The sequence below is a fragment of the Roseateles sp. genome, assembly GCF_031397715.1.
In the GTDB taxonomy this organism is placed as follows: Bacteria; Pseudomonadota; Gammaproteobacteria; order Burkholderiales; family Burkholderiaceae_C; genus Paucibacter_A.
The window spans coordinates 1-3,469 of record NZ_JANNMI010000047.1 but is presented as its reverse complement, the minus strand read 5'-3'; the positions used below and the strand labels follow the sequence as shown (position 1 = coordinate 3,469).

The following is a 3,469-nucleotide window of genomic DNA, read 5'->3' as shown; positions in this document are numbered from 1 at the left end:
GAACACAAAAGCTCAAGCTCAAGCGCAGGCAAACGCACAAGCACACGCACACGATGAAGAGGCCCACGAAGGCCCGATCAAGACGCCCAAACAGCTGGCCTGGGCGGTGGGGTTGGCCTTTGTTGTGCCGATCATCGTGATCATCATGCTGGCCAATTACGTCTCCAGCAGCAGCAAGCCGGCCGCCGGCAGCGAAGCGCTTGAGGCAATGGCCGTGGCCGCGCGCATTCAGCCCATCGGCGGCATTGAGTTGAAGGACATGAATAACGTCGCGACCTTGAAGACCGGCGAGCAGGTCTACCAAGCGCAATGCGCGGCCTGCCATGCCAGCGGCGCGGCCGGTGCCCCTAAGCTTGCCGACCTGGCGGCTTGGGGCCCACGCATCGGCGCCGGCTTAGAGGCCTTGCTGGCTTCGGCGCTGAAGGGCAAGGGCGCCATGGGTGCGCAAGGCGGTGGTGATTTCAGTGACTTTGAAATTTCCCGCGCCGTGGTTCATATGGCCAATCAGGGCGGTGCCAAGTTTGACGAACCCAAGGCGCCGGCTGCGGCAGCTTCGGCAGCCGCAAACTGAGGCGTTCTCGCTCAAATAAAAAGCCGACCCGCTGAGGTCGGCTTTTTTGTGGGCCTGAATTTTGTGAACCTAGGGCAAAGGGGTCAAGTTCACCCCGTGCCGCTGCAGTAACTCGGCATGTGTGCAGGCCTGCGGTGCCCACAGCCCGGCCTCCACCGCTTGCGCCGCCCAGTCCATATCCATGCTGTGTACCAGGCCCAAACCCAAGGGCGTGCTGAGAAAGAGGCGGTCTTGCTCGTCCAGCCAACTGGCCGAGCCTGCGCAGCTCAGGCCGGTGTGGGTGTGCACCAAGCCGTCCGTCAGCAGGCCCGCATCCAGCCTGAACACCCAGGGTGCGGCCTCCAGCTGCAGATAGACGCGCTGCGGGCCGTTCTGGAAAAACCAGCAGCCCGACTCGTCCGCCGCGTAATTGCGCTCAATGAACTGGCGCAGCTTTTCATGCGTGACGCGGCTGCCCTTGACCTGCGGAAACGGTCCGGCGGCCTGGATGCGCTCGTCGCGCATATACCAATCGCCGCGCGCGTCCAGCGCCAACCAGCCATAGCAATGCGGCACATTGGGCCATTTCTTCAGCGCGGCTTCGACGATGGGGTCCATAGCTAGAGCGCCTGAGATAACCAGTTACACACCTGCTCCGGCATGCCGAACACATGGCCGGGTAGCCGGCCCTGGGCAAAGCCGACATGGCCACCCTGCGCCGGTTGCCACAGCGTCACACAGGGGCCGGCGTCTTGCGGCCGGGGCAGGCTGGCGGCCGGCACAAAGGGGTCGTTGCGGGCGTTCAGCACCAGGGCCGGGATGCGGATGCGCTTCAGATGCGGCTTGGCCGAGGCGCGCACCCAGTAGTCCTCGGTGCTGCGAAAACCGTGCAGCGGCGCGGTGAACAGATTGTCAAACTCGTACAAATTGCTGGCAGCGCGCAGCCGTTCGCCGTCGAACAGGCCAGGGTGTTGCTGCAGTTTGCGCAGCGCCTTGGGCACCATGGTGCGCAAAAACATGCGGGTGTAGACGAGCCGGTTGAAACCTTGGCCGATGGCGTGCCCGGCGGCGGCCAGATCGACCGGCGAGCAGATCGAGCAGACCGCGCGGGCGGTGGCGGCAGCGCTCTGGCCATGCTCTTCGGCCCAGCGCAGCAAGGCATTGCCGCCTAGCGAAACACCGGCTGCCAGCACCGGGCCGTCGTGCTGTTCCTTGAAGCGCGCCAGCATCCAGCCCACTTCCTCAAAGTCACCCGAGTGATAGGCGCGCGGCGCGAGGTTCAGCTCCCCCGAGCAGCCGCGGAAATGCGGCATCGCAAACGCCCAGCCACGCGAACGCGCGACGGTGGCGAAGGCCTGCGAGGAATGGCTTTGCGAGCTCCCCTCCAAGCCGTGGAACAAGACCAGCAGCGGGCACTCAACGGCGGATTCGGCGGGGCCATCCAGCCAATCAACGTCAACGAAATCGCCGTCGGGGGTGTCCCAGCGTTCGCGTCTGAAGCTCAGCTCAGGCCCACCGTTATGGCGCGAAAACATCGCCGGCCAGATGGTCTGCGCTTGGCCGCCGGGCAGCCATCTTGGGGCTTGGTACTGCATAACACTAGGTTTCAATGCAAGGTCGCCGGCTCTTCAATGACTTCTTGGATGTCATGTGCGGTGCCGGGGCTGGCATGGTGGACCACCATGCGCCATCCCTGCGCCGTCTTCAGGTAGACATTGGTGGCGATCACCCAAGCACTTTGTTTGCCGCCACCGCCTTCAACCACAACACGTTCCAACACCTGATGAATCGCGGTCTCATTGGTTTGCACACGCCGCACCCGCTCGGGATGCACCGAGATCGCCCCTTGGGCAAACACCACCTCGAAGGCCGCCCTGATCGCACCCAAGCCGACCACGCGCGGGCCGCCTGGGTGGACGCAGGAGACTTCCTCCTCGTCCGACCAGACGGCCATCAAGCGGCTGAGGTCGGCCTGTTGCAATGCTTCGTAAAACTGCGTCTCGGTGTCTTCGGGCGAGGACAGGAGCGCGGCGACCGGAACTTTGGGGTGTTGCATGGGTTTCAGTGCTGGCTGTGCAGCACTTCGCCGGCCTTCAGCTTGTAGACGGTGCCGCAATAAGCGCACTTGCCTTGGCCGCCATGGCTGAGGTCGATGAAGACCTTGGGATGGCTGCTCCACAGCGCCATCTTCGGGTTCGGGCAGGCCACCACGCCGGCGCCTTGCACATCGGCGGCGGTGACCTCGACGATGGATTTGTCGGCATTGCTCATGATGATGTTTTCTTTCTAACTAGACCAGCGTGAGCCAGTGCGCATATTTCGCATTGCGGCCATTGACGATGTCAAAGAACGCGGCTTGGATTTTCTCGGTAATGGGACCCCGGCTGCCGACGTAATTGCCGCTGCCCAGCTCGATGCGGTCCAGCTCGCGGATCGGCGTCACCTCGGCGGCGGTGCCGGTGAAGAAGGCCTCGTCGCAGATGTACACCTCATCGCGGGTGATGCGCTTTTCCACCAGCTTGAGCCCTAAGTCTTCGCAGATGTGGAAGATCGTGTTGCGGGTGATGCCGTTCAAAGCGCCGGCCGACAAATCGGGCGTGTAGACCATGCCGTTTTTGATCACGAACAAATTCTCGCCCGCGCCCTCGGACACAAAGCCCGAGGCGTCCAGCAGCAGCGCTTCGTCATAGCCATCATCCAGCGCCTCCATATTGGCCAGGATGGAGTTGGTGTAATTGCTGACGGCTTTGGCCTGCGTCATCGTGATGTTGACGTGGTGGCGGGTGTAGCTGCTGGTCTTGACGCGGATGCCGCGCCGCATGCCGTCCTCGCCGAGGTAAGCGCCCCAGGCCCAGGCCGCCACCATCAGGTGAATCTTGTTGCCCTTGGGGCTGATGCCCAGCTTCTCGGAGCCAATCC

General features: G+C 63.2%; 6 protein-coding genes. 1 reads left to right on the top strand and 5 read right to left on the bottom strand.

What is annotated here, in order from left to right:
• Positions 1–76 precede the first annotated feature (76 nt).
• A complete protein-coding gene (locus RMO57_RS02275; RefSeq protein ID WP_310383815.1) occupies positions 77–571 on the top strand; it encodes a c-type cytochrome in 495 nt (164 codons plus the stop codon).
• A gap of 69 nt (positions 572–640) precedes the next feature.
• Here the strand turns inward: RMO57_RS02275 and RMO57_RS02270 are convergent, their stop codons facing one another.
• The 5 genes from RMO57_RS02270 to RMO57_RS02250 all read right to left on the bottom strand — a co-directional run.
• A complete protein-coding gene (locus RMO57_RS02270; protein ID WP_310383813.1) occupies positions 641–1,168 on the bottom strand; it encodes a DUF2946 family protein in 528 nt (175 codons plus the stop codon).
• A 2-nt stretch (positions 1,169–1,170) separates the two neighbouring features.
• Complete coding sequence (locus RMO57_RS02265; protein ID WP_310383811.1) at positions 1,171–2,145, bottom strand: YheT family hydrolase; 975 nt, start codon at positions 2,143–2,145, stop codon at positions 1,171–1,173.
• Between the two features lie 11 nt (positions 2,146–2,156).
• Positions 2,157–2,606 carry a YybH family protein gene (locus tag RMO57_RS02260; protein ID WP_310383809.1) on the bottom strand — a complete coding sequence of 150 codons (450 nt, stop codon included), beginning with the start codon at positions 2,604–2,606 and terminating at the stop codon, positions 2,157–2,159.
• 5 nt (positions 2,607–2,611) lie between these two features.
• A complete protein-coding gene (locus RMO57_RS02255; RefSeq protein ID WP_310383807.1) occupies positions 2,612–2,821 on the bottom strand; it encodes a zinc-finger domain-containing protein in 210 nt (69 codons plus the stop codon).
• 19 nt (positions 2,822–2,840) lie between these two features.
• Positions 2,841–3,469, bottom strand: a 629-nt coding sequence (locus RMO57_RS02250) for a branched-chain amino acid transaminase (protein WP_310383804.1), incomplete at its 5' end; no start/stop codon positions are given.